This window comes from Speluncibacter jeojiensis, from assembly GCF_029589495.1.
Lineage (GTDB): Bacteria > Actinomycetota > Actinomycetes > Mycobacteriales > Mycobacteriaceae > Speluncibacter > Speluncibacter jeojiensis.
In genome coordinates this window covers 687,174-712,736 of record NZ_JAAIVF010000001.1, presented here as the reverse complement: position 1 = coordinate 712,736, position 25,563 = coordinate 687,174, and the positions used below count along the sequence as shown (strand labels likewise).

Here is a 25,563-nt window from a genome sequence, read left to right as displayed (position 1 = left end):
GCCGCGCGCCAGCTGGCCTACTGGACCCAGGCGCTGGCCGGCCTGCCCGACCAGCTGGACCTGCCCACCGACCGGCCGCGGCCGGCGCAGGCGAGCTTCGCCGGCGCCACCGTCGAGTTCACCATCGAGGCCGAGGTGCACCAGGCGGTCGCCGAGATCGCCCGCGCCCAGGGCGCGAGCGTGTTCATGGTCATGCACGCCGCGCTCGCGGTGCTGCTGGCCCGGCTCTCGGGCACAGACGACATCGCCATCGGCACCGCCATCGCGGGCCGGGGCGAGGCCGAACTCGACGAGCTGGTCGGCATGTTCGTCAACACCCTGGTGCTGCGCACCCGGGTGGAGTCCGAGCTGGACTTCTCCGGACTGCTCGACCAGGTCCGCGAGGTCGACCTGGCCGCGTTCACGCACACCGAGGTGCCGTTCGAGCGGCTCGTCGACGTGCTCAACCCGACGCGGTCGGCGGCGCACCACCCGCTGTTCCAGGTGGGCCTGTCCTTCCAGAACGCCGACCAGACCCGGCTGGAGCTGCCGGGCCTGACGGTCACCCCGGAGAACATCGACGCGGCCGTCGCCAAGTTCGACCTGCAGCTGACGCTGACCGAGACGGCGGACGCCGCCGGCACCCCGGCCGGCATGGCGGCCGGCTTCGAGTACGCGACCGACCTATTCGACGAGGCGACCGTGCGCGCGTTCGGCGAACGACTCGTGCGGATCCTGTCGACGGTGGTCATCGAGCCGTCCGTGGCCGTCGGCGACGTGCCGATCCTCTCGACCACCGAACAGCAGGCCCTCGCCCCGGTGCGCGGACTCGAGACCGTCGGCGGGGCCACCCTGCCGCAGATCCTGGCCGGCTCGGTTGCCGCGGATCCGGAGCGGGTCGCGGTCACGTTCGGTGACGCCGAGCTGACCTACGCCGAGCTCGACGACCGCTCGAACCGGCTGGCGCGCGTGCTCATCGGCCGCGGGGTCGGGCCGGAAGACTTTGTCGCACTGGCGATGCCGCGCTCGATCGACACGATCGTCGCGGTGTGGGCGATCACCAAGACCGGTGCCGCGTTCCTGCCGGTCGACCCGAACTACCCGGCCGAGCGGATCGAGCACATGCTCACCGACTCGGGTGCCCGTGTGGGTCTGACCTCCAGCTCGCACCGGTCGGCACTGCCCGGCGAGGTCGACTGGCTGCTGGTCGACGAGTCCGCGCTCACCGCGCGCCTGGCCGTCGAGAGCGGCGACGCGCTGACCGACCGTGCGCGGGTGCGCCCGCTGCGGATCGACGACGCCGCGTACGTCATCTACACCTCCGGGTCTACCGGCAAGCCCAAGGGTGTGGTGGTCACCCACCGCGGCCTGGCGAACCTGTCAGCGGAGCAGCGCGACCACATGAGCATCGAACCCGGCTCGCGCACACTGCAGTTCGCGTCGCCGAGCTTCGACGCCTCGGTGTTCGAGATGATGATGGCGTTCGGCACCGCGTCGACGCTGGTCATCGCACCGGTCACCGTCTACGGCGGCGACGAGCTCGCGCAGTTCATCCGCGACCAACGGGTGACCCATGCCTGCATCACGCCGGCCGCGATGGCCTCCGTCAACCCCGAGGGGCTCGACGAGTTCCGGGTGCTCGCGGTCGCCGGCGACGCGTGCCCGCCTGAGCTGGTGGCCCGGTGGGCCCCCGGCCGCATCATGCTCAACCTGTACGGCCCGACCGAGACCACCATCTGGTCCACGGTCAGCGCGCCCCTGCAGGCGGGCGCGCCGATCACCATCGGTTCGCCGACCCGTGGCTTCCGCGCGGTCGTGCTCGACTCGCGCCTGCACCCGGCCCCGGCCGGTGTCGCAGGCGAGCTGTATCTGTCGGGCCCCGCGCTGGCGCGCGGCTACCACGACCGCGCCGGGCTGAGCGCGGAACGCTTCGTGGCCAACCCGTTCGGCGCTCCGGGGGAGCGGATGTACCGCACCGGCGACGTCGTGCGCTGGGACGCCCACGGCCGCCTCGAATATGTGGGCCGGTCCGACTTCCAGGTCAAGGTGCGCGGCTTCCGCATCGAGCTCGGCGAGATCAGCGGCGCGATCAGCGGACACCACGCGGTCGACTTCGTCACCACCGAGGGCGTCACGTCGCCGGCCGGGGACACCATCCTGGTCTCGTACGTGCTGCCCGCGCCGGGCCAGAGCATCGACACCGCGGAGCTGACCGAGTTCGCGGCGCAGTTCCTGCCCGCCTACATGGTCCCGTCGGCGATCGTCGTGCTCGACAAGATCCCGCTGACCCCGGCCGGCAAGCTCGACCGCCGCGCACTCCCGGCGCCGGACCTGCTGACCTCCACCGAGGAGTACCTCGCCCCACGCTCGCTCACCGAGGAGCTGGTCGCCGCGATCTTCGCCGAGGTGCTCGGCGCGGACCGGGTCGGCGTCAACGACGGCTTCTTCGACATCGGCGGCAACTCGCTCTCGGCCGCCAAGGTCACCGCGCGGGTGGGTGCCGCGCTCGGTGTGCGCATCGGCGTGCGCGAGCTGTTCGAGGCGCCGACGGTGGCCGAACTGGCCGCCCGCGTCGAGAACGCGAGCTCGGTCGACACCCTGCCGCTGACGGCGATGGACCGCCCCGAGCAGATCCCGCTGTCGCTGGCGCAGCGGCGCATGTGGTTCCTCAACCAGTTCGACACCACGTCGGCCGCGTACAACATCCCGATGGCCGTGCGCCTGTCCGGCGCGCTCGACGTCACCGCGCTGCGGTCGGCGGTGACGGATGTCGTTGCGCGGCACGAGATTCTGCGCACCGTGTACCCGTCCGGCGAGGCAGGGCCGTACCAGCGCATCCTCCCGGTGTCGGCACTCGATCTGGATGTCGCGCCCGAGTCGGTGACCGAGGACGGGGTCGTCGACCGCGTGGTCGCGCTGGCCGCCGAGGGCTTCGACGTCACCATGGCGCCGCCGGTGCGCGCCGCGGTGCTGGAGATCTCCGCGACCGAGCACGTGCTGGTGATGGTGATCCACCACATCTCCTCCGACGGTGCGTCGGTGGCGCCGCTGGCCCGCGACATCATGGTCGCCTACGGCGCGCGTGCCAACGGCGTTGCGCCGCAGTGGGAGTCGCTGCAGGTGCAGTACGCGGACTTTGCCATCTGGCAGCGCGAGGTGCTCGGGTCGGTCGACGATCCGGAGAGCATCGCGGCCCGCCAGGTGGAGTTCTGGAAGCGTTCGCTCGCCGGGCTGCCCGAGGTCCTCGACCTGCCGATGGACCGGCCGCGTCCCGCGGTGCAGTCCACCGACGGCGCGAACGTCGAGTTCCTGATCGACGCGCAGCTGCACGGCAAGCTGCTCGAGGTCGCGCGCGGCCAGGGTGCGAGCCTGTTCATGGTGCTGCACTCGGCGCTTGCGGTGCTGTTGTCGCGCTTGGGCAACGAGACCGACATCGCGATCGGCACCCCGATCGCCGGCCGCGGCCAGCAGTCCCTGGACGAGCTGGTCGGCATGTTCGTCAACACGCTGGTGCTGCGCACCGACGCGCGACCGGAGCTGTCGTTCCGCGAGCTGCTCGGTGCCGCGCGCGAGGCGGACCTGTCGGCGTTCACGCACGCAGACGTGCCGTTCGAGCAGCTCGTCGAGGCGCTCGACCCGGTCCGCTCGACCTCGTTCACACCGCTGTTCCAGGTGATGTTCACCATGCAGAACAACACCGCGGCGCGGTTCGAACTGCCGGACCTCACGGTCAGCGAGCTCACCTCCGACTACGACGTCGCCAAGTTCGACCTGCAACTGACGGTCAGCGACGCGCAGACCGCGGACGGATCGCCGGCGGACCTCGCGGCGTCGTTCACTTACGCGACCGCGCTGTTCGACGAGTCGACGATCGACGGCTTCGGGGCCAGGTTCGTGCGGGTGCTCGAGGCGATCGTGGCGGATCCTGAGCGCGCGGTCGGAGACATCGAACTGCTCGACGCGGCCGAGCGTGCCGTGGTCGTCTCGGAGTGGAACGAGACCGAGCATCGGGTTGCCGACGGGACGTTGGTGGATCTGTTTGCGGCGCAGGTGTTGCGGACGCCGGATGCGGTGGCGTTGGTGTTCGAGGGTGAGGAACTCACCTACCGTGAGTTCGATGCGCGGGCGAACCGGTTGGCGCGCAAGCTGATCGCCGACGGTGTCGGACCGGAGTCGATGGTCGCGCTGGCCATGCGCCGCTCGACCGAACTGCTGGTCGGCATGTATGCGGTGGTCAAGGCCGGCGGCGCCTATGTGCCGGTCGATCCGGATCACCCGGCGGAGCGCACGCAGTACGTGTTGGAGTCGGCGTCGCCGGTGTGCGTGCTGACGACCGGCCGTGACGCGGTGGATTTGCCGGGTTCGGTCGCGGTGGTGGAGATCGACACGCTGGAGGTGTCCGGTTTCGATCCGTCGCCGGTGACCGACGCGGATCGGATTGCGCCGCTGCGTGCGTCGAACACGGCGTATGTGATCTACACGTCCGGCTCGACGGGTCGGCCGAAGGGTGTGGCGGTACCGCATGCGGGCATCGTGAACCGCCTGCTGTGGATGCAGGACGCCTACCGGCTCGCCGAGGCCGACACGGTGGTGCAGAAGACCCCGGCCACCTTCGACGTTTCGGTGTGGGAGTTCTTCTGGCCGTTGCAGGTCGGTGCCCGCCTGGTCGTCGCGAAGCCGGATGGTCACCGGGACCCGATGTACCTGGCCGCGCTCATCGCCGAGCACGGTGTGACGACGGCCCACTTCGTGCCGTCGATGTTGTCGGCGTTCACGGCGGTGGCGCCGCCGGCGCAGTGTGTGTCGCTGCGTCGGGTGTTCTGCAGTGGTGAGGCGTTGTCGGCGCAGGCCGCCGCCGCGTTCCGGGAACTGTGTGGCGCGGCGTTGCACAACCTGTATGGACCGACCGAGGCGTCGGTGGACGTGACGTTCCACGAGGCGACGGCCGCCGATGTGGTCGCGGTGCCGATCGGCGCTCCGGTGTGGAACACGCAGGTGTTCGTTCTGGATGCGCGGTTGCGCCCGGTGCCGGTCGGCGTACCGGGTGAGCTGTATCTGGCGGGCGCCCAGTTGGCGCGTGCGTACGTGGGTCGTCCTGATCTGACCGCGGACCGGTTCGTGGCGAACACGCTGGGCGAGAACGGGTCTCGGATGTACCGGACCGGCGACCTGGTCCGCTGGAACCGGGTCGGCGAGCTGGAGTACATCGGCCGTACCGACTTCCAGGTGAAGCTGCGTGGTCTGCGAATCGAGCTCGGCGAGATCGAGTCGGTGCTGTTGGACCAGTCGGAGATCGCGCAGGCCGCGGTGTTGGTGCGTGAGGACGTTCCGGGGCAGCAGTTGCTGGTCGGTTATGTGACGGCCGCGGCGGACGCGGTGGTCGACGAGGCCGCGCTGGTGTCGGCGTTGGGTGGCCGGTTGCCGGAGTACATGGTGCCGGCGGTGTGGGTGGTGCTCGACGAGTTCCCGCTCAACGCGTCCGGCAAGCTCGACCGCAAGGCCCTGCCCGCACCGACACTCACGGACCGGTCGGCTCCCTTCCGCGCCGCGCAGACCGAGGTCGAGGCGAAGCTGGTCGCGCTGTTCGCCGAGTTGCTGGGTGTCGACACGGTCAGTGCCGACGACTCGTTCTTCGCGCTCGGCGGCGACAGCATCCTGTCGATCCAGCTGGTGGCCCGGGCGAAGGCGGCGGGCATCGTGCTGACGCCGCGCGCGGTGTTCGAGCACCGCACCCCCGCGGCGCTCGCGCTCGTGGCCGGCACGGCCGAAGACGTTGCGGTGCTGGAGGAACTGCCCGGCGGCGGTGTCGGCGACGTGCCGCTTCCGCCGATCGGTCACTGGATGATCGAGCACGGCCGCAGCTACCGCCGTTTCTCGCAGGCGGTCATGCTCACCCTGCCGTCGGACATCGCCGCCGCCGACCTGGACGCCGCTGTCCAGGCGGTGCTCGACCACCACGACGTGTTCCGCGCGCGACTGGTGCACGACGGTTCGACCCGACTCGAGATCGCCGCCCCCGGTGCGGTTCTCGCGGCGGACGTCCTCACCCGGGTGCCTTTCACCCACGCCCACGGATCCGACGAGTTCGCACAGTTGGCGCAGACGCAGATGCGGGCCGCCGCCGACCGGCTCGACCCGGACTCCGGCTCGATGATCCAGCTGGTCTGGTTCGCGCCCGACGCCGCAGACGGCCGGACCGGACGGCTGCTGGTGGTGGCGCACCACCTGGCGGTCGACGGCGTCTCCTGGCGCACGATCGTGCCGGACCTCGCGCTGGCGTGGTTGCACGCGACCGGCGTCGACGACGCACCCGGGTTGTCCGTCGTCGGCACCAGCTACCGACGCTGGATGCACGCACTCGTCGACGCCGCCGCGGACGAGACCCACGTCCGAGAGGTGGAGTTCTGGCAGAGCGTCGTCTCCGCCGACGACCCCGCACTCGGAGCGCGCCGCCTCGACCCCGCCGTCGACACCGTGTCGACGATCGACGAGTTCCGTGTCGAGGTGTCCGAGGACGTCGCGACGGACGTGCTGGGCACGCTCCCCGCAGCGATCAACGGCGGCGCGAACGACGGACTGCTGACCGCGCTCGCTCTGGCGGTCGCCCGGTGGCGCAAGGACCACGGCGTCGATTCGCGCACTGCGCTGTTGACCCTGGAGGGTCACGGACGGGAGGAGCCCCTCGCCCCCGGTGCGGACCTTTCCCAGACGGTGGGCTGGTTCACCAGCCAGTTCCCGGTACGGCTGGACCTGACCGGCATCGACCTGGACGAGGCGTTCGACGGCGGTCCCGCCGCGGGCGCCGCGGTGAAGGCCGTCAAGGAGCAGTTACTCGCCATCCCCGATCACGGTCTGGGCTACGGGCTGCTGCGCTACCTGAACGCGGAGACCGAGGCGCTGCTCGCGTCGGGCCAGACGCCGCAGATCGGCTTCAACTACCTGGGCCGGACCGGGTCGGTCGCCGACGGAGAGTCCGGCGCCGAGGCCGGTTGGACGCTGGACGCCGGCTCGGGAGATCTCGGCGGTGTCCGCGACGACGACATGGCCGCGCCGGCACTGCTCGACATCAACTCATCCGCGTATGACACCGCGGACGGGACCCGGCTGGGGGCGACCTGGTCGTACGCCACCGGTGTGCTGTCCGAGGCGGACGCCCGCGAGCTCGCCGACCTGTGGGTCCGCGCACTGACCGGACTGGCGCGCTACGCACGCCGCTCCGATGCCGGTGGACTGACGCCGTCCGATCTGCCGCTGGTGCGGATGGATCAGCCGGCGATCGAGTTGCTCGAGGCTGCGCACCCAGGGCTCACCGACGTGTGGTCGCTCTCGCCGCTGCAGGAGGGCCTGCTCTTCCACGCGCAGTTGGCAGGCGAGAGCCTCGACGCGTACATGGTGCAGACCGTGCTCGAACTCGACGGTGCCGTCGACGCGGAGCGACTGCGCGCCGCCGGTCAGGCGCTGCTCGACCGGCACGCCAATCTTCGGGTTGCGTTCGATTCGCGCACCGGTGAGCCCGTGCAGATCGTCGCGGGTGCGGCCGAACTGCCGTGGCGCACCGCCGATCTCACTGGCCGGCCCGAATCGGCGTTCGACGAGCTGTTGCGTGCCGATCGTGCGCGCGGCTTCGACATGACGACGGCTCCGTTGATCCGGTTCCAGCTGGTCGACCTGGGCGGCGGACATCACCGCCTGGTGTCGACGAACCACCACGTCCTGCTGGACGGCTGGTCCATGCCGCTGCTGCTGCAGGACCTGCTGTACCTGTATGCGGCGCGCGGCGACGCCAGTGCGCTGCCGCGGGTGCGCGAGTACCGCGACTTCCTGATCTGGCTGGCCGACCGCGATCACGCGCGGTCGATCGCGGCGTGGCGTACCTCGCTCGCCGGGGTCGATGAGCCCACGGTGCTCGCCCCGTCCCCAGCGGATGCGCCGGAAGCCGGGTCGACCGACCGCAGCCGGGCCGCCGACGTGGAACTGACCGCCCGGCTGACCGAGCTGAGCCGCGGGCACGGCGTCACGCTCAACACGTTGGTACAGGCCGCCTGGGGCGTCGTCCTGTCGACACTGACCGGCCGCGACGATGTCGTGTTCGGTGCCACGGTGTCGGGTCGTCCCGCGGACCTGCCGGGCGTCGAGTCGATGATCGGTCTGTTCATCAACACCCTGCCCGTCCGGGTCTCGCTCGAACCGGGCGCCGGTGTGGTCCAGCTGATCGAGCGCCTCCAGCAGGAGCAGGCGGCGCTGCTCGATCACCACTACCTCGGTCTCGCCGAAATCCAGGCGCAGGTGGGCCCCGCCGCGGGCTTCGACACGCTCACGGTGTTCGAGTCCTACCCGGTCGACGAGGAAGCGCTGGCGAAGGCCGCGGACATCGACGGCATGCAGGTGGTCGGTGTGCGTGGTCTCGACTCCACGCACTACCCGCTGACCCTGGTGGCCAGCGTCAGCGACCGGCTGCACCTGCAGATGAAGTACCTGACCGTGCTCTTCACCGAGTCGCAGGTCGACGCTCTGCTCGACCGGGTACTGCGCGTGCTCACCGCGTTCGTCGACACCCCCGAGCTGCCGCTCGCGCGGCTGGACGTTCTCGATCCGGCCGAGCGTGCCGAGTTGGTCGCGGGCTGGTCCGAACAGGGTGTGCCGGTGTCGGATTCGACGCTGGCGGAGGTGTTCGCCGGCCAGGCGGCGCGGCGCGGCGACGCGACCGCGGTGGTCGCCGAGGGCGTGCACCTGTCGTACGCGGAGCTGGACGTGCGGTCGAACCGCCTGGCGCGGTTGCTGATCGCCGAGGGTGTGGGCCCGGAATCGATGGTCGCGGTCGCGATGCCGCGCACCGTCGAGCTGGTGGTCGCCTTGATGGCAGTCGTCAAGGCCGGCGGCGCGTATGTGCCGGTCGACGTGACCTACCCGCAGGACCGGCTGGCGTACATGCTGGCGGACTCGGAGCCGGTGTGCGTGATCTCGACGATCGCGGACGTGGAGTCGTTGCCGGCCAACGAGGTTCGCCCCGTGCTGGTCGACGATGCCGAGGTCGTCGACCGGCTGGCGTCGGTCTCGGACGCGCCGGTCACCGACGCGGACCGGGCCGAGCCGCTGCGTGGGCAGCACCCGGCGTACGTGATCTACACGTCCGGTTCGACCGGTCGCCCCAAGGGCGTCGTGGTGCCGCACCGCAACGTGCTCGCGCTGATGGCGAACACCGAGGGCAAGTTCGGTTTCGACGAGTCCGATGTGTGGACGATGTTCCACTCCTACGCGTTCGACTTCTCGGTGTGGGAGCTGTGGGGCCCGCTGCTGTACGGCGGCACGCTCGTGGTCGTCGACTACCTGACCTCGCGTTCGCCTGAGCAGTTCCACGAATTGCTGGTGCGCGAGAAGGTCACCGTGCTCAACCAGACGCCGTCCGCGTTCTACCAGTTCGCAGAGGCCGACCGGATCGTCGGGGAGCGGGCAGGGGAGACGTCTGCCTCCACTGCAGGGGACGGGTCTGTCTCCGATACGGGCCTGTCACTGCGGTACGTGATCTTCGGTGGTGAGGCGCTGGATCTGGCGCAGCTGGACCGCTGGTACGCCCGCCATGACGAGAACCATCCGGTCCTCGTCAACATGTACGGCATCACCGAGACCACGGTGCACGTGAGCTTCCTCGCCCTCGACCGCGCGTTCGCGGCGTCGGCGAAGGCCAGCGTGATCGGTGGGGCGATCCCGGGCCTCGGTGTGTATGTGCTGGATTCGCGGCTGCAGCCGGCTCCGGTCGGTGTGGTGGGCGAGATGTATGTCCACGGCGATCAGTTGGCGCGCGGGTACCTGGGCCGCCCGGATCTGTCGGCGGACCGGTTCGTGGCCGACCCGTTCGCGGGCGACGGCTCGCGGATGTACCGCTCGGGCGACCTCGCCCGCTGGAACACCGCGGGTCAGCTGGAATACCTGGGCCGCTCGGACTTCCAGGTGCAGCTGCGTGGTTTCCGCATCGAACTCGGCGAGATCGAGTCGGCGTTGCTGCGCTACCCGGGTGTGGCGGCGTCGGCGGTGCTGGTGCACTCGGACGAGCACACCGGCGACCGGCTGGTCGGATACGTGGTGCCCGAGGCCGGTGTCGAGGTGGACACCGAGTCTGTGCTGGCGTTCGTCGGGGAGTTCCTGGCGTCGTACATGGTGCCGTCGACGTTGATGGTGCTGGGCGAGTTCCCGTTGACGGCGAACGGAAAGCTGGACCGCAAGGCCCTGCCCGCGCCCGACTTCGCCGCGGCCGCAGCCGAATACGTCGCCCCGCGCAACCCGATCGAGGAGTCGGTCGCGGAGGTCTTCGCCGAGGTCCTCGGCGTGCCGCGGGTCGGCGTGCATGACAGCTTCTTCGAGTTGGGCGGCAACTCGCTGGTCGCCACCCGGGTCATCGCGCGGATCAACGCCGCGCTCGACGTGCACGTGGGTGTGCGCGAACTGTTCGAGGCGCCGACCGTCGCCGACCTGGCGCTGCGGATCGAGCGTGCCGACGTGCAGGGCGCCGACCGTCCCGCACTGGTCGCGGGCGAACGCCCCGCGCACGTCCCGCTGTCGCTGGCGCAGCAGCGGATGTGGTTCCTGTCCCGCTTCGACCCCGAGTCGTCGGCCTACAACATCCCGATGGCGGTGCGGCTGTCCGGCACCCTCGACGTGCCCGCGCTGCAGGCGGCGGTCCGTGACGTGCTGGCCCGCCACGAGTCGCTGCGCACGGTGTTCCCGGACTCCGAGGCCGGCCCGCACCAGGTGGTGCTGCCGGCCGATCAGGTTGCGCTGGAACTCGATCCGGTCCGCATCGCCGAGCCGGAACTGCTCACTGCGCTGGCGCAGTATCTCGGCACCGGCTTCGACGTGACCGTCGCCCCGCCGGTGCGGGCGCGGCTGGTCGAGGTCGTCTCCGAGCAGGCGGCCGCGGGTTCGGAGCACGTGCTGCTGATGGTCGTGCACCACATCAGCGCCGACGGCATGTCCATGGCCCCGCTGGCCCGCGACGTGATGGTCGCGTACACGGCGCGGACCGTCGGCGAGGCGCCGCAGTGGGCCCCGCTCGCGGTGCAGTACGCGGACTTCTCGATCTGGCAGCGTGCGCTGCTCGGCGACGACACCGATCCGGAGTCGCTGGCGGCCGAGCAGGTCGGGTACTGGAAGCAGACGCTCGCCGGGTTGCCCGACGCGCTGGACCTGCCCACCGACCGTCCCCGCCCCGTCGACCAGTCGATGCAGGGAGCCCGATACGACTTCACCGTCGACGCGCGCATCCAGCGTGCCGTCCGCGACCTCGCGACCGCGCACGGCGCCACGCCGTTCATGGTGTTCCACGCAGCGCTCGCGGTGCTGCTCTCGCGGCTGGCCCGCGAGACCGACATCGCGATCGGCACGCCGATCGGCGGCCGCGGTGAGGCGGCGCTCGACGACCTCGTCGGCATGTTCGTCAACACCCTGGTGCTGCGCACCCAGGTCGACGGCGACGACACCTTCACCGACTTGCTCGCACGGGTCCGCCAGGCCGACCTCGGCGCGTTCGGGCACACCGACATCCCGTTCGAACGGCTCGTCGACGTGCTCAACCCGGTCCGCTCGACCGCCCGGCACCCGCTGTTCCAGGTGTCGCTGTCGTTGCAGAACCAGCAGCGCGCCGAGCTGGAACTGCCCGGCCTGACCATCAGCGCGCTCGACCCCGGCGCCGAGGTCACCCAGTTCGACCTGGACCTGACCCTCGCGGAGATGCAGGACGAGCAGGGCGTCGACACCGGCGTGTTCGCGTACTTCAGCTACGCGACCGACCTGTTCGACGAGTCGACGATCGCCGGTTTCGCAGTGCGCCTGGTGCGCATCCTGGACGCGGCCGTCACCGATCCGCAGTCCCGGGTCGGCGACATCGACCTGCTCGCGGCCGACGAGCGCGACGCCGCGCTGACGACGTGGAACGGCACCGCGACCGAGTTGGCCCCGGCGACGCTGGTGGACCTGTTCGACGCGCAGGCCGCCCGCACCCCGGACGCGCTCGCGCTGGTCTTCGAGGGCGAGCAGCTGACCTACCGCGAGTTCGACGAGCGCGCGAACCGGTTGGCGCGCAAACTGATCGCCGACGGTGTCGGACCCGAGACGCTCGTCGGCCTGGCCATGCGCCGGTCGACCGAGCTGATGGTCGGCATGTACGCGATCGTCAAGGCCGGCGGCGCCTACGTGCCGATCGACCCCGATCACCCGGCCGAGCGCACCGAGTACGTGCTGGAGTCGGCGGCACCGGTGTGTGTGCTGACCAGCGTCGCCGACGCGGTCGACCTGCCCGCGCAGGTGGCGACGGTCGCGATCGACCAGCTCGAGCTGGACTGCTACGCGGCGACGCCGATCGCCGACGAGGAGCGGCGCAGCCCGCTGCGTCCGCAGAACACTGCGTACGTGATCTACACGTCCGGTTCGACCGGCCGCCCCAAGGGCGTCGCGGTGTCGCACGAGGCGATCACCAACCAGACCCGCTGGATGCACGAGTACTTCGCGATGGGCGCGGGCGACCGGGCCATGCAGAAGGCGCCGATCACGTTCGACGTGTCGGTGTGGGAGTGCTTCGCGGTCAACCAGATCGGCGGCGCGCTGGTCGTGCTGCGGCCGGACGGTCACCGCGACCCGGCATACATGGCCGAGGTCATGCGCGAGCACGGCATCACGATCGCCGAGTTCGTGCCGTCGCTGCTGGAGATGTTCCTGGCCGACCCCGACCTTCAGATGGCTGCGTCGATGCGCCAGATCCTCGGCGGCGGCGAGGCGCTGACCCCGCAGACCGCGCGTCGGGTCGCCGCGCTCGGGGTCAAGGTGGAGAACACCTACGGCCCCACAGAGGCCGCGATCACCACGACGTACTTCGACTGCACCGACATCGACGAGACCGCGTCGGTCGTGCCGATCGGCCGCGCCGTGTGGAACACCACCTCCTACGTGCTCGACGACCGGCTCAACCCGGTGCCCGTCGGCGTCGCCGGCGAGCTGTACCACGGCGGCGTCCAGCTGGCCCGCGGCTACGTGGGCCGCGCGGACCTGACGGCGGACCGGTTCGTGGCGAACCCGTTCGGCGCGGAGGGCGAGCGGATGTACCGCACCGGGGACCTGGTGCGCTGGAACGCCGACGGCCAGCTCGAATTCTTGGGCCGCACGGACTTCCAGGTGAAGCTGCGCGGTCTGCGCATCGAGCTCGGTGAGATCGAGTCGGCGCTGCTGGCGCACGCGTCGGTGGGCCAGACCGTGGTCGTGCTGCACTCCGACCCGCACACCGGCGATCAGCTGGTGGCCTACGTGGTCGGCGTGCAGAGCGACGAGTCCGAGGTCGACCCGGCCGTGCTCAAGGAGCACGTGGCGGGGCTGCTGCCGAGCTACATGGTCCCGGCGGCGTTCGTGGTGCTGGGTGAGATGCCGCTGAACGCCTCGGGCAAGCTGGACCGGCGTGCGCTGCCCGCGCCGCACATCGAGGTCGACGTGACCGAGTATGTGGCGCCGCGCAACCCGGTCGAGGAGATCCTCGCCACGGTGTTCGCCGAGGTGCTCGGCCTGGACCGCGTCGGCGTCCGGGAGAGCTTCTTCGAGCTGGGCGGCAACTCGCTGGTCGCGACGCGGGTGATCGCCCGGGCCAACGCGGCCACGGGTGCCGCGCTCGGTGTGCGCGAGCTGTTCGAGGCGCCGTCGGTGGCGGAACTCGCCGTGCGGGTCGAGCAGTCCGGTTCCGACGCGGCGCGTCCGGCGCTGGTGCCGCAGCAGCGCCCGGAGCGGACCCCGCTCTCGCTTGCGCAGCAGCGGATGTGGTTCCTCAACCGCTTCGACCCCGACTCGCCCGCCTACAACATCCCGCTCGCCGTGCGGCTCACCGGTGAGCTCGACGTCGACGCGATGTCGGCGGCGGTGCGCGACGTGGTCGAGCGGCACGAGTCGATCCGCACGCTGTTCCCAGATTCGGACACCGGCCCGCACCAGGTGATCGTGCCGACCGACCGGGTCGTGTCGAAGCTGACGCCGATCGAGATCGGCGAGGACGAGATCGTCTCGGCGGTGCGCGAATTCGCGCTCACCCCGTTCGACGTGACCGAGGACGTCCCGGTCCGGGTGAAGCTGTACCGCCTCGCCGCGGACGAGCACGTGCTCGCGTTCGTCGTCCACCACATCTCGGGCGACGGATCGTCGACGGCGCCGCTGGCCCGCGACGTGATGGTCGCCTACCTGGCCCGCGCCGCGGGTGAGGCGCCGGGCTGGGCGCCGCTGGAGGTCCAGTACGCGGACTTCGCGATCTGGCAGCGCGAGCTGCTCGGCGAGGAGGCCGATCCGGAGTCGTTGGCCGCCAAGCAGATCGCCTACTGGCGCAAGACGCTCGCGGGCGTGCCCGAGGTGCTCGAGCTGCCCACCGACCGGCCCCGTCCGGCCGAGCGCACCCAGCAGGGCGCGACCGTGTCGGTCGAGCTGGGTGCCGACACGCACGAGCGGCTGCGCGCGCTGGCCAAGGAGCGCGGCGCGACCGTGTTCATGACCATGCACGCTGCGCTGGCGGTGCTGCTGGCCCGCATCAGCGGGACCGGCGACATCGCGATCGGCACCCCGATCGCGGGCCGCGGCGAGGCCGCGCTCGACGACCTCGTCGGCATGTTCGTCGGCACGCTGGTGCTGCGCACCGAGGTCGACCCGGCCTCCGGCTTCGGCGCGCTGCTCGACCAGGCGCGCGAGGTGGACCTGGGTGCCTTCGCGAACGCCGACCTGCCGTTCGAGCGGCTCGTCGACGTCCTCGACGTCGTGCGCGACACCTCGCACAACCCGCTGTTCCAGGTGGCGCTGTCCACCGACGACCTCGGCGAGGAGCGTTTCGAGCTGCCGGGGCTGACCGTCAGCGGCGTCGACTTCGACGCGCACGTCGAGAAGTTCGACCTGGCCGTGTCCTACACGGAGAAGATCGCCGACGACGGCAACGCCGACGGCCTGGTGCTGACCTTCGGGTACGCGACCGACATCTTCGACGCGGACACCGTGCGGTCGCTGATGGAGCGGTTCGGCCGCATCCTCGACGCGGTCGCCGCGGATTCCGCTGCGGTCGTGGGGGATCTGGAGGTCACCTCCGGCGCGGAGCGCGAATGGCTGCTCGGCCGCACCGGTGCCGTCGCCGGAGAGGCGGAGACGCTGGCGCAGATCTTCACGGATTCGGCTCGCCTGCACGCCGACCGCGTCGCCATCGACTGCGACGGCGCCGAGGTCACCTACCGGGAGCTCGACGAGCGCTCCAACGCGCTGGCGCGGGTGCTCATCGATCACGGCGTCGGCCCGGAGACCTTCATCGCCGTCGGCCTGACGCGGTCGATCGAGTCGGTCCTCGCCATCTGGGCGATCACCAAGGCCGGTGCCGCCTACCTGCCGGTCGACCCGGGTTACCCGGCCGACCGCATCGCGCACGTGCTCGGCGACTCGGGCACGCCCATGGGCATCACGGTGTCCGCGCACGCCGAGGTCTTCGGCACGAGCATCCCGTGGATTCAGCTGGACGACGAGGCGTTCGGCGCCGAGTTGGCCCAGTATCCGACCACCGAGGTGACCGACGCCGACCGGGTGCGCCCGCTGCGTGCCGGCAACCCCGCGTACCTGATCTACACGTCCGGCACCACCGGTCTGCCCAAGGGCGTCGCGGTGCCGCACGCCGGCCTGCGTCCGCTGGCCGACGACATGATCGCGCTCTACGGCATGCGCCCCGGTTCGCGGATGCTGCAGTTCGCGGCGATCAGCTTCGATGCCGCGGTCGGCGAGTACCTGTCCGCCTTCGCGTCCGGTGCGACGATGGTCATCGCGCCGACCAGCCTCTACGGCGGCCAGGAGCTCGAGGCGTTCATCGCGCAGAAGCGGGTGACGGTGTTCGTCGGCACCCCGACCGCGGTGCAGACCATCGACGCCGCCGGGCTGGACCTGGTCGAGCAGGTGGCCGTCGGCGGCGACGTGTGCCCGCCGGAACTGGTGGCGCGCTGGGACGGCCGGTTGCGCAACGCCTACGGCCCGACCGAGACCACCGTCATCGTCACGATCACCGACAACCTGTCGGTCGGCGACCCGATCACCATCGGTGCGCCGATGACCGGCGTGCACGCACTCGTCCTCGACGAGCGCATGCACCCGGTGCCGGTGGGCGTGCCGGGCGAGCTGTACATCACCAACGCGGGCCTGGCCCGCGGCTACGTGGACCGGGCCGGGCTGACCTCGGCGCGGTTCGTGGCCAACCCGTTCGGCGAGCCGGGCGAGCGCATGTACCGCACCGGCGATGTGGTGCGCTGGACGACCGGGGCGAGCGCAGCGACGGGTGATGTTGGAGTCGGCAACCTGACCTACGTCGGCCGGTCCGACTTCCAGGTGAAGGTGCGCGGCTTCCGCATCGAGCTCGGCGAGATCGACGCGGCGCTGTCCGCGCACGACGCCGTGGCGTTCGCGACCACCCAGGGACGCACCGGCCCGGCCGGCGACACCGTGCTGGTCTCCCATGTGCTGCCGGTCGACGGGGCACAGGTCGACACCGCGGAACTGCTCGCCTTCGTGGGCCGGTCGCTGCCGGCGTACATGGTGCCCGCGGCCGTCGTCGTCCTCGACGAGGTGCCGATGACGCCGCAGGGCAAGCTGGACCGGCGCGCGCTGCCCGAGCCGCAGATCGCGGTGGTCTCGGCGATGTACGTCGCGCCGCGCACGCCGACCGAGGAGATGGTGGCCGCGGTGTTCGCCGAGGTACTCGGCGTGGCCCGGGTCGGCGCGAACGACAGCTTCTTCGACCTCGGCGGCAACTCGCTCAGCGCCACCCGCGTGACCGCGCGGGTCGGTGCGGTGCTGGGCGCCACCCTGGCCGTGCGCGAGGTGTTCGAGGCACCGACGGTCGCCGGGCTGGCGGCCGCGGTGGACGCGGAGCGGACGCACGGCCCGGCCCGCCTGCCGCTGACGGCGATGGAGCGTCCGGAGCGGATCCCGCTGTCGCTGGCGCAGCGGCGGATGTGGTTCCTCAACCAGTTCGACACCGACTCCGCGGCGTACAACATCCCGCTGGCGGTGCGGTTGACCGGCGCGCTGGACATCAAGGCACTGGGCTCTGCCATCACCGATGTGATCGAGCGGCACGAGTCGCTACGCACCGTCTACCCGGAGTTCGAGGGCGAGCCCTACCAGGCGGTCCTGCCCGCGGTCGAGGTGCTGCCCGACCTGACCCCGCGTCCGGTCACCGAGGCGACGCTGCTCGCCGAGGTGTCCGAGTTCGGCCTGGCCGGCTTCGACGTCACCGCGGCGGCGCCGGTGCGGATCGGGCTGTTCGAGCTCGGCGAGGACGACCGCGTGCTGGTCGTCGTCGTGCACCACATCGCCGGTGACGGTTCGTCGATGGCGCCGCTGGCCCGCGACGTGATGGTCGCCTACGCCTCGCGCGCCGAAGGCCTCGTGCCCCAGTGGCAGCCGCTGCCGGTGCAGTACGCCGACTACGCGATCTGGCAGCGCCAGGTGCTCGGCGACGAGTCCGATCCGGAATCGATTGCCGCACAGCAGGTCGCGTACTGGCGCGATCAGCTGGCGAACCTGCCGACGCTGCTCGAACTGCCCACCGACCGGCCCCGCCCGGCGGTGCAGTCGCTGCGCGGCGACACGGTCGAGTTCGCGATCGAACCGGAACTGCACCAGCGCCTGGTGCAGCTGGCCCGCAACCGCGGCGCCAGCGTGTTCATGGTCGCGCACGCGGCGCTGTCGGTGCTGTTGGCCAAGCTGTCCGGCACCTCCGACATCGCGATCGGCACGCCGTCCGCCGGCCGTGGCGACGCGGCGCTCGACGACCTCGTCGGCATGTTCGTCGGCACCCTGGTGCTGCGCGCGCAGGTCGAGCGGGACGCGAGCTTCGCGGGCCTGGTCGACGCCGTGCGGGCGAGCGACCTGGAGGCGTTCGGCCACACCGACATCCCGTTCGAGCGGCTCGTCGAGGTCCTCGACCCGCCGCGCTCGACCGCGCACAGCCCGCTGTTCCAGGTGATGCTCACCTTCCAGAACCTCGAGCGCGCGTCGTTCGAGCTGCCGGGCCTGACCGTCAGCGCGGTCGACCCCGGACCGGAGGCCGCGAAGTTCGACCTGACGCTGGCCCTCGAGGAGCAGTACGCCGAGGACGGCTCGCCGGCGCGGATCGCGGGCACGTTCAGCTACGCGACCGACCTGTTCGACGCGTCGACCGTGCGCGGGTTCGCCGCGCGCTTCCTGCGGGTGCTCGAATCGGTGGCGGCGGATCCGTCGGCGCCGGTGCGTTCGATCGACCTGCTCGGCGCGTCCGAGCGGGCACGGGTGCTCGAGTGGTCGCGCGGCAGCGCGGTCCCGCAGCGTTCGCTGGTCGGCCTGTTCGCCGGCGTCGCAGCACGGATGCCGCAGGCCGCCGCGGTGGTCGGCGCCGACGTGTCGGGCGCGGCGCTGTCGCTGACCTATGCGGAGCTCGACGACCGGTCGAATGCGCTTGCCGCGGAACTGCTCTCGCACGCCGTGGGCGCCGACGACGTGGTGGCGCTGGCGCTGCCGCGGTCGGTCGACTGGATCGTCGGCATGCTCGCTGCGTGGAAGGTCGGCGCGGCCTACGCGCCCGTCGACCCGACGCACCCGGTCGAGCGCATCACCGCGCTGTTGACCGACACCGGCGCCCGCGCGCTGGTCGCGTCGGCGCAGTGGCTGGGCCGCTCCGAGGTCGCCGAGGCGCAGTGGCCGGCGAGCCTGGTCACCGTCGACGCCGAGCGTGAGCCGGCGAACGCGCCGGTGGACCGCTGGGCCGAGCCCGGCGCCGGGTTGCGGCTGGGCTACGTCATCTCGACGTCCGGGTCGACCGGCCGGCCGAAGCCGACGCTGGTGCCGATGGCCGGCATCGCGAACACCGTGGACTGGTACCGGCGCGAGCTGCGCCTGCCGTCCGGTGCGGGTGTGCTGGTGGCATCGTCGCCGAGCTTCGACCTGACCCAGAAGAACGTGTGGGCGGCACTGTGCTCGGGCGGATCCGTGCACCTGGCCGGCGACGGGTTCGACCCGGCCGAGATCCGGTCGATGGTCGCCGAACGCGAGGTCGCGGTGGCGAACATGTCGCCGTCGGCGTTCGAGGCCGTTCTCGACGGCGACAGCACCGGGGCCCTGTCGCAGCTGCGGATGCTGTTCCTCGGCGGCGAGGCGGTGCGTCTGGATCCGTTGCGCGCGTTGATCGACGGCGGTCTTCGAGTGTTCAACAGCTATGGCCCGACCGAGGCCTCGGACGTGGTCTCGTTCCACGAGGTCACCCCCGACGAGGTCGCGTCCGGCGCGAGCACTTCCGTGCCGATCGGCGTGCCGGTCCCGGGTGTGGACCTGTTCGTCCTCGACGACCGGCTCGCGCTGGCGGCGCCGGGTGTCGCCGGCGAGCTGTACGTCGGCGGTGTCGGGGTCGGCCGCGGCTACGGCGGGATGTTCGCGCAGACCGCGGAGCGGTTCGTGGCCAACCCGTTCGGCGTGCCCGGCGAGCGGCTCTACCGCACCGGCGACCTGGTGCGCTGGACCGCCGCCGGCGAGCTGGACTACCTGGGCCGGGCGGACTTCCAGGTGAAGCTGCGCGGTCTGCGCATCGAGCTCGGCGAGATCGAGTCGGTGCTGCGCGAGCAGGACGGTGTCGCCCACGCGGCGGTGCTGGTGCGCCAGGACGCGCCGGGTCAGCAGTTGCTGGTCGGCTATGTGACAGCCACGGCCACCGCGGGGTCGACGCTCGACGAGACGGCGCTGCGTGCGGCCCTCGGCCTGCGGCTGCCGGAGTACATGGTGCCCGCGGTGCTGATGGTGCTCGACGAGTTCCCGCTCAATCGCAGCGGCAAGCTCGACCGCAATGCGCTGCCCGCGCCGGACTTCGCGGCACGGGTGTCGACGTCGCGTCCGCCGGCCACCGAGACCGAGAAGGTGTTGTGCGGCTTGTTCGCCCAGCTGCTCGGGCTCGAGTCCGTCGGTGTCGACGACTCGTTCTTCGCGCTCGGCGGCGACTCGATCCTGTCGATTCAGCTGGTGTCGCGGGCCAAGGCCGCGGGCATCGTGTTCAGCCCGCGGGAGGTCTTCGAGCGCAAGACCGTCGCGGCGCTGGCCGCGGTCGCCACCACCGGCGCGGACCGCGTGGTCCTCGAGGAACTGCCCGGCGGCGGTGTCGGCGAGATGCCGCTGTCGCCGATCGGGCACTGGATGATCGAGCACGCCCGCAGCTACCAGCGCTTCTCGCAGGCCGAGGTGCTCACGCTGCCCGCCGACCTCGACGTCGATCACCTGACCGGCGCGCTCGGTGCGTTGCTCGACCACCACGACATGCTGCGGGCGCAGCTGACCGTCGCGGACGGCATCGGCACGCTCGCGGCGCTGGAGCCGGGCTCCGTGGACGCCACCGGCCTGATCAAGACCGTGCGGGTCGACGGCGACTTCCTGACCGTCGCCGAGGCCGAACTGGCCGAGGCCGCCGACCGCCTGGACCCGGCCACCGGCACCATGGTGCAGCTGGTCTGGTTCGTCCCGGCCGAGGCCGGCGCGGATGCCGATGACGCTGCCGTCCCGACCCAGGGGCAGCTGCTGATGGTCGTGCACCACCTCGTGGTGGACGGCGTCTCCTGGCCGATCCTGATCCAGGACCTGGTCACCGCGTGGGGCCAGATCGCGCACGGCCAGCAGGTCGAGCTGGCACCGGTGGGCACGTCGGTGCGCCGCTGGTCGCACGGGCTGGCGGAGGCTGCGCAGGCGCCCGAGCGGGTCGCCGAGCTGGACCTGTGGCGCTCGATGCTCTCCGGCCCGGACCCGGATCTGGGTTCGCGTCCGGTCGACCCGGCCCGCGACCTCGCCGACACCGTGACGGACCTGCAGATCACCGTTCCGGCGGAGGTCACCGAGACCGTGCTGAACACGCTGCCGGAGAAGTTCCACGGCAGCATCAACGACGGACTGCTGACCGCGCTGGCGCTGGCGCTGGCCGTGTGGCGGCGGGGACGCGGCGTCGACGAGGACACCGCGCTGATCAACCTCGAGGGCCACGGCCGCGAGGAGCAGGTGCTGCCGGGTGCGGACCTGTCCCGCACGGTCGGCTGGTTCACCACGCAGATCCCGGTCCGGCTGGACCTCGCGGGCATCGACCTCGACGAGGCGCTGGCCGCGGGCCCGGCGCTGGGCCGGGCCGTCAAGGCGGTCAAGGAACAGCTGCTGGCCATCCCGGACCACGGCATCGGCTACGGCCTGCTGCGGCGGCTCAACCCCGAGACCGCGGCCGAGCTGGCGCAGTACGCGGCCCCGCAGATCGGGTTCAACTACCTCGGCCGCCGCGGTTCGGCGACCGACGAGCCGCAGGCGATCGCCGACGGCCCGCAGGTGAACCTGGCCGGAACCCGCAACGGCGACATGGTGATTCCGGCTGTGGTCGACATCAACGCGGTCGCGGTCACCTCGACCGCGGGGACCACGCTGACGGCGACGTGGTCGTACGCGACCGGGCTGCTCGAGCAGGCCGAGGTCGAGGAGTTCGCCGGCCTGTGGGTGCGTGCGCTGACCGCACTCGCCACCCACGCGGCGGCGCCGGAGGCCGGCGGCCACACCCCGTCGGATCTGGACCTGCTCACCGTCGACCAGCGTCAGATCGACAAGTGGGAGGCCCGCTACCCGAACCTGGCCGACGTGTGGTCGCTCTCGCCGCTGCAGGAGGGCCTGCTCTTCCACGCGCTGCTCGGCGAGGAGGGCGGCGACTCGTACGCTGTGCAGGTCGCCGTCCAGCTCGACGGCCGGGTGGAGGCCGAGCGCATGCGCACCGCCGGCCAGGCGCTGCTCGACCGGCACGAGAACTTGCGGGTCGCGTTCACCTACGACGCGGGCGTCGCGGCGCAGATCGTCAGCGACCGGGTCACGTTGCCGTGGTTCGAGTTCGACCTGACCGGAATGGGTGAGGCGGCGGCCGAGGTCGAGTTCGAGGCGATCCTCGAGCGCGACCGGGCCCGTGGCTTCGACGTGGAGACCGCGCCGCTGATCCGCTTCACGCTGGTCAAGCTCGCCGAGGACCGCTACAAGCTGGTCATCATCAACCACCACGTGCTGCTCGACGGCTGGTCGACGCCGCTGCTGTTCCGCGACCTGGTCGCGCTCTACGCGACCCGCGGCGACGACACGATCCTGCCGAAGGTCACCGGGTACCGCGAGTTCCTGGTGTGGCTGTCCGAGCGGGACCGCGAGGCCTCGCTGCAGGCGTGGGCGCAGGCCTTCGCCGGCGCGGAGGAGCCGACCCTGCTCACCGGTGCGGACCTCGATTCGCTCGAGGGCACGGTCTCGCACGAGCTGACGCTGCCGATGGACGAGGCCGTCACCGAGCGGCTGGCCCAGCTCAGCCGCGACCACGGCTTCACCATGAACACCGTGGTGCAGACGGCGTGGGCGCTGGTGGTCGGCACGCTGACCGGCCGCGGCGACGTCGTGTTCGGCGCCACCGTGTCCGGCCGTCCGCCGGAGCTCGAGGGCGTCGAGTCGATGATCGGCCTGTTCATCAACACCCTCCCGGTGCGGGTGCGGACCGATCCGGCCGAGTCGCTCACCGAGTTGCTGGTGCGGGTGCAGAACGAGCAGGCAGACCTGCTCGACCACCACTACATCGGCATGCCCGACATCCAGGCGGTCGCCGGGCCGGCGACCGGATTCGACACGCTGGCCGTGTTCGAGTCGTACCCGACCGACGCGGCATCGGTGGCCGAGGCCGCCGACATCGACGGCATGCGGATCACCGGCATGTCGGTCAACGACTCGACGCACTACCCGCTGACGCTGATCGCCGAATACCAGGCGCACCTGGCGTTGCGGCTCAAGTACCTCGAGGGCCTTTTCGACGCCGGGTACATCGACCGCCTGGTGGCGCTGCTCGAGCGCGTGCTGCACGCCATCGCCGACGCGCCGGAGACGACGCTCGCCGCGCTGGACCTGCTCGACGCGCAGGAAAAGGCCGCGCTGGTGCCGGCCATCGGCGCGCCGGATGCCGGCCGCACGACGCTGCCGGAGATCCTCGCGGCCGCGGCGGCCCGCGACGGCAGTGCGCCCGCGCTGCGGTCGGGTGACGCGGAGTTCAGCTACCGCGATCTCGACGAGACGTCGAACCGCTTGGCGCGCAAGCTCACCGAGCTCGGTGCCGGGCCGGAGACGGTGGTGGCGATCGCGTTGACCCGCTCGATCGGGTCGATCACCGCGATCTGGGCGGTCGCGAAGACCGGTGCGGCATTCGTGCCGGTCGACCCCAACTACCCGCTGGACCGCATCGAGCACATGGTGCACGACTCCGGCGCGGTGCTGGGCGTCACGTTGGGCCGGCACCTGGACGCGCTGCCCGGCGACGGGCACTGGCTGGTGCTCGACGACGAGTCCATCGAGGGCGAGCTGTCGGCGGCCTCTGCGGCGGCGATCACCGACGCGGACCGGTTGCGGCCGATCCACGTCGACAACCCGGCGTACATGATCTACACGTCGGGCTCGACCGGAAAGCCCAAGGGCGTCATGGTCACTCATCGTGGCCTGGCGAACTTCGACACGGAGGCGCGTGAGCGTTTCGGGATCACGCCGGCGGCGCGGGTGCTGCACGTCATCTCGCCGAGCTTCGACGCGTCGGTGCTCGAGTACCTGATGGCGTTCGGCAACGGGGCCATGCTGGTGCTCGCCCCGCCGACGGTGTTCGGCGGCGCCGAGCTGGCCGAGCTGATCCGCGAGCAGGGCGTGACGCACTCGTTCGTCACGCCGGGCGCGCTGGCGTCGGTGGATCCGGCCGGACTCGACAGCCTGCAGGCGCTGGCCGTCGGCGGCGAGGCGGTCCCGCCGGAGCTGGTCACGAAGTGGGCGCCGGGGCGCAGAATGTACAACGCGTACGGCCCGACCGAGACGACCGTGTGGGCGACCAGCACCGGGCCGATGGTCCCGGGAGAGCGGCTGACCATCGGCGAGCCCGTCCACGGCATGCGCACGGTCGTACTGGACCGGGCCCTGCGCCCGGTGCCGGCCGGCGTCGAGGGCGAGCTGTACCTGTTCGGTCCGGCACTGGCCCGCGGCTACCACGGCCGACCGGCGCTGACCGCCGACCGGTTCGTCGCGTGCCCGTTCGGCGAGCCCGGACAGGTCATGTACCGCACCGGTGACGTGGCCCGCTGGGTCACCGATGCGGACGGCAAGTGGGTCATCGAGTACCTGGGCCGCACCGACTTCCAGGTCAAGGTCCGTGGTTTCCGCATCGAGCTCGGCGAGATCGACGCCGCGCTGGCCGCGCACCCGGACGTCGAGTTCGCGTACACGATCGGGGCCGAGGGGCCGGGCGGCAACACCGCACTGGTGTCCTACCTGCTCCCGGTCGCCGGCCGCGCGCTCGACACCGCGCAGATCGCCGCGTTCGTCGGCGAAACACTGCCGTCGTACATGGTCCCGGCGGTGCTCATGGTGCTCGACGAGCTGCCGCTGACGCCGATCGGCAAGGTGGACCGCGCCGCGCTGCCCAAGCCCGAGTTCACCACCCGGGCGCCTTACGAGGCCCCGGCCACGGACACCGAGCGGACCGTCGTCGAGACGTTCGAGCGCGTGCTGGGCGTGGAGCAGGTCGGCGTGCACGACAGCTTCTTCGACCTCGGCGGCCACTCGCTGGTCGCGGCCCGGCTCACCGGTCTGCTCGCCGAGGCGCACGGCGTCGAGGTGCCGGTGCAGTGGATGTTCACCGACCCGACGCCGCGCAGCATCGCCGGCCGCATCGACGCGGTCCGGTCCGGTGCGGCCGGCACGGACGACGACCCGTCGCTGGCGGTGATGCTGCCGCTGCGCGGCGCCGGCGACGAGGCCCCGCTGTTCTGCATCCACCCGTTCATCGGCCTGTCCTGGTCGTACGGCGGACTGACCGGCTACCTCGACCGGCAGCGCCCGCTGTACGGCGTGCAGTCGCCGGTGCTCTCCGGCGGGGAACTGCCGGGCACCATCGACGCGATCGCCGAGCGGTACGTCGACGAGATCCGGCAGATCCAGCCGGAGGGGCCGTACCACCTGCTGGGCTGGTCGCTCGGCGGTGTCATCGCGCACGCGATGGCGGTGCGGCTGCAGGAGAGCGGCGAGCAGGTGGCCACGTTGACCATGCTCGACAGCTACCTGGAGCTGCAGGAGGCGGATCAGTCGGCCGTGGGCGGCAACGTCCAGGACGTGCTCGGCGGCATCGGCCTCGAGCTGGATCTGGGTGCGGACATGGACGGGATGTCGATCGAGCAGCTGTTCGACAAGCTGCAGGATCTGCCGATGATGCCGCAGGCCCTGACCTCCGAGCGGCTCGAGAAGGCGGTGCGCAGCGCCGCCGGCGCGGCCGAGCTGGTCGAGGGCTACCGTCCGGAGCGGTTCGACGGCGACGTCGTGTACTTCGCGGCCCGGCGGGACCCGGCGGACCGGATGCTCGGGATCTCCGACTGGGCACCGTATGTCGGCGAGATCCGCACGCACTACGTGGACGCCGAGCACAACTACATGACGACCCCACAGGCGTGGGCGCAGATCGGTCCCGTGCTGGCGAAGGTGTTGCTCACCGGATCCGAGTCGGATCGGGAGGGGTGA

Annotated in this window: 1 protein-coding gene (cut by a window edge); it reads left to right on the top strand. The window is 71.4% G+C overall.

All coding sequences use genetic code 11. The annotated features are described in order from the left end of the window. Positions 1–25,563, top strand: partial view of a non-ribosomal peptide synthase/polyketide synthase gene (locus tag G4X40_RS02965; RefSeq protein ID WP_277830062.1) — the 3' portion only. Its footprint begins 17,931 nt before the window's first position; 25,563 of the gene's 43,494 nt are visible here — the last part of the coding sequence; its start codon lies beyond the left edge, outside the window; it ends in the stop codon at positions 25,561–25,563.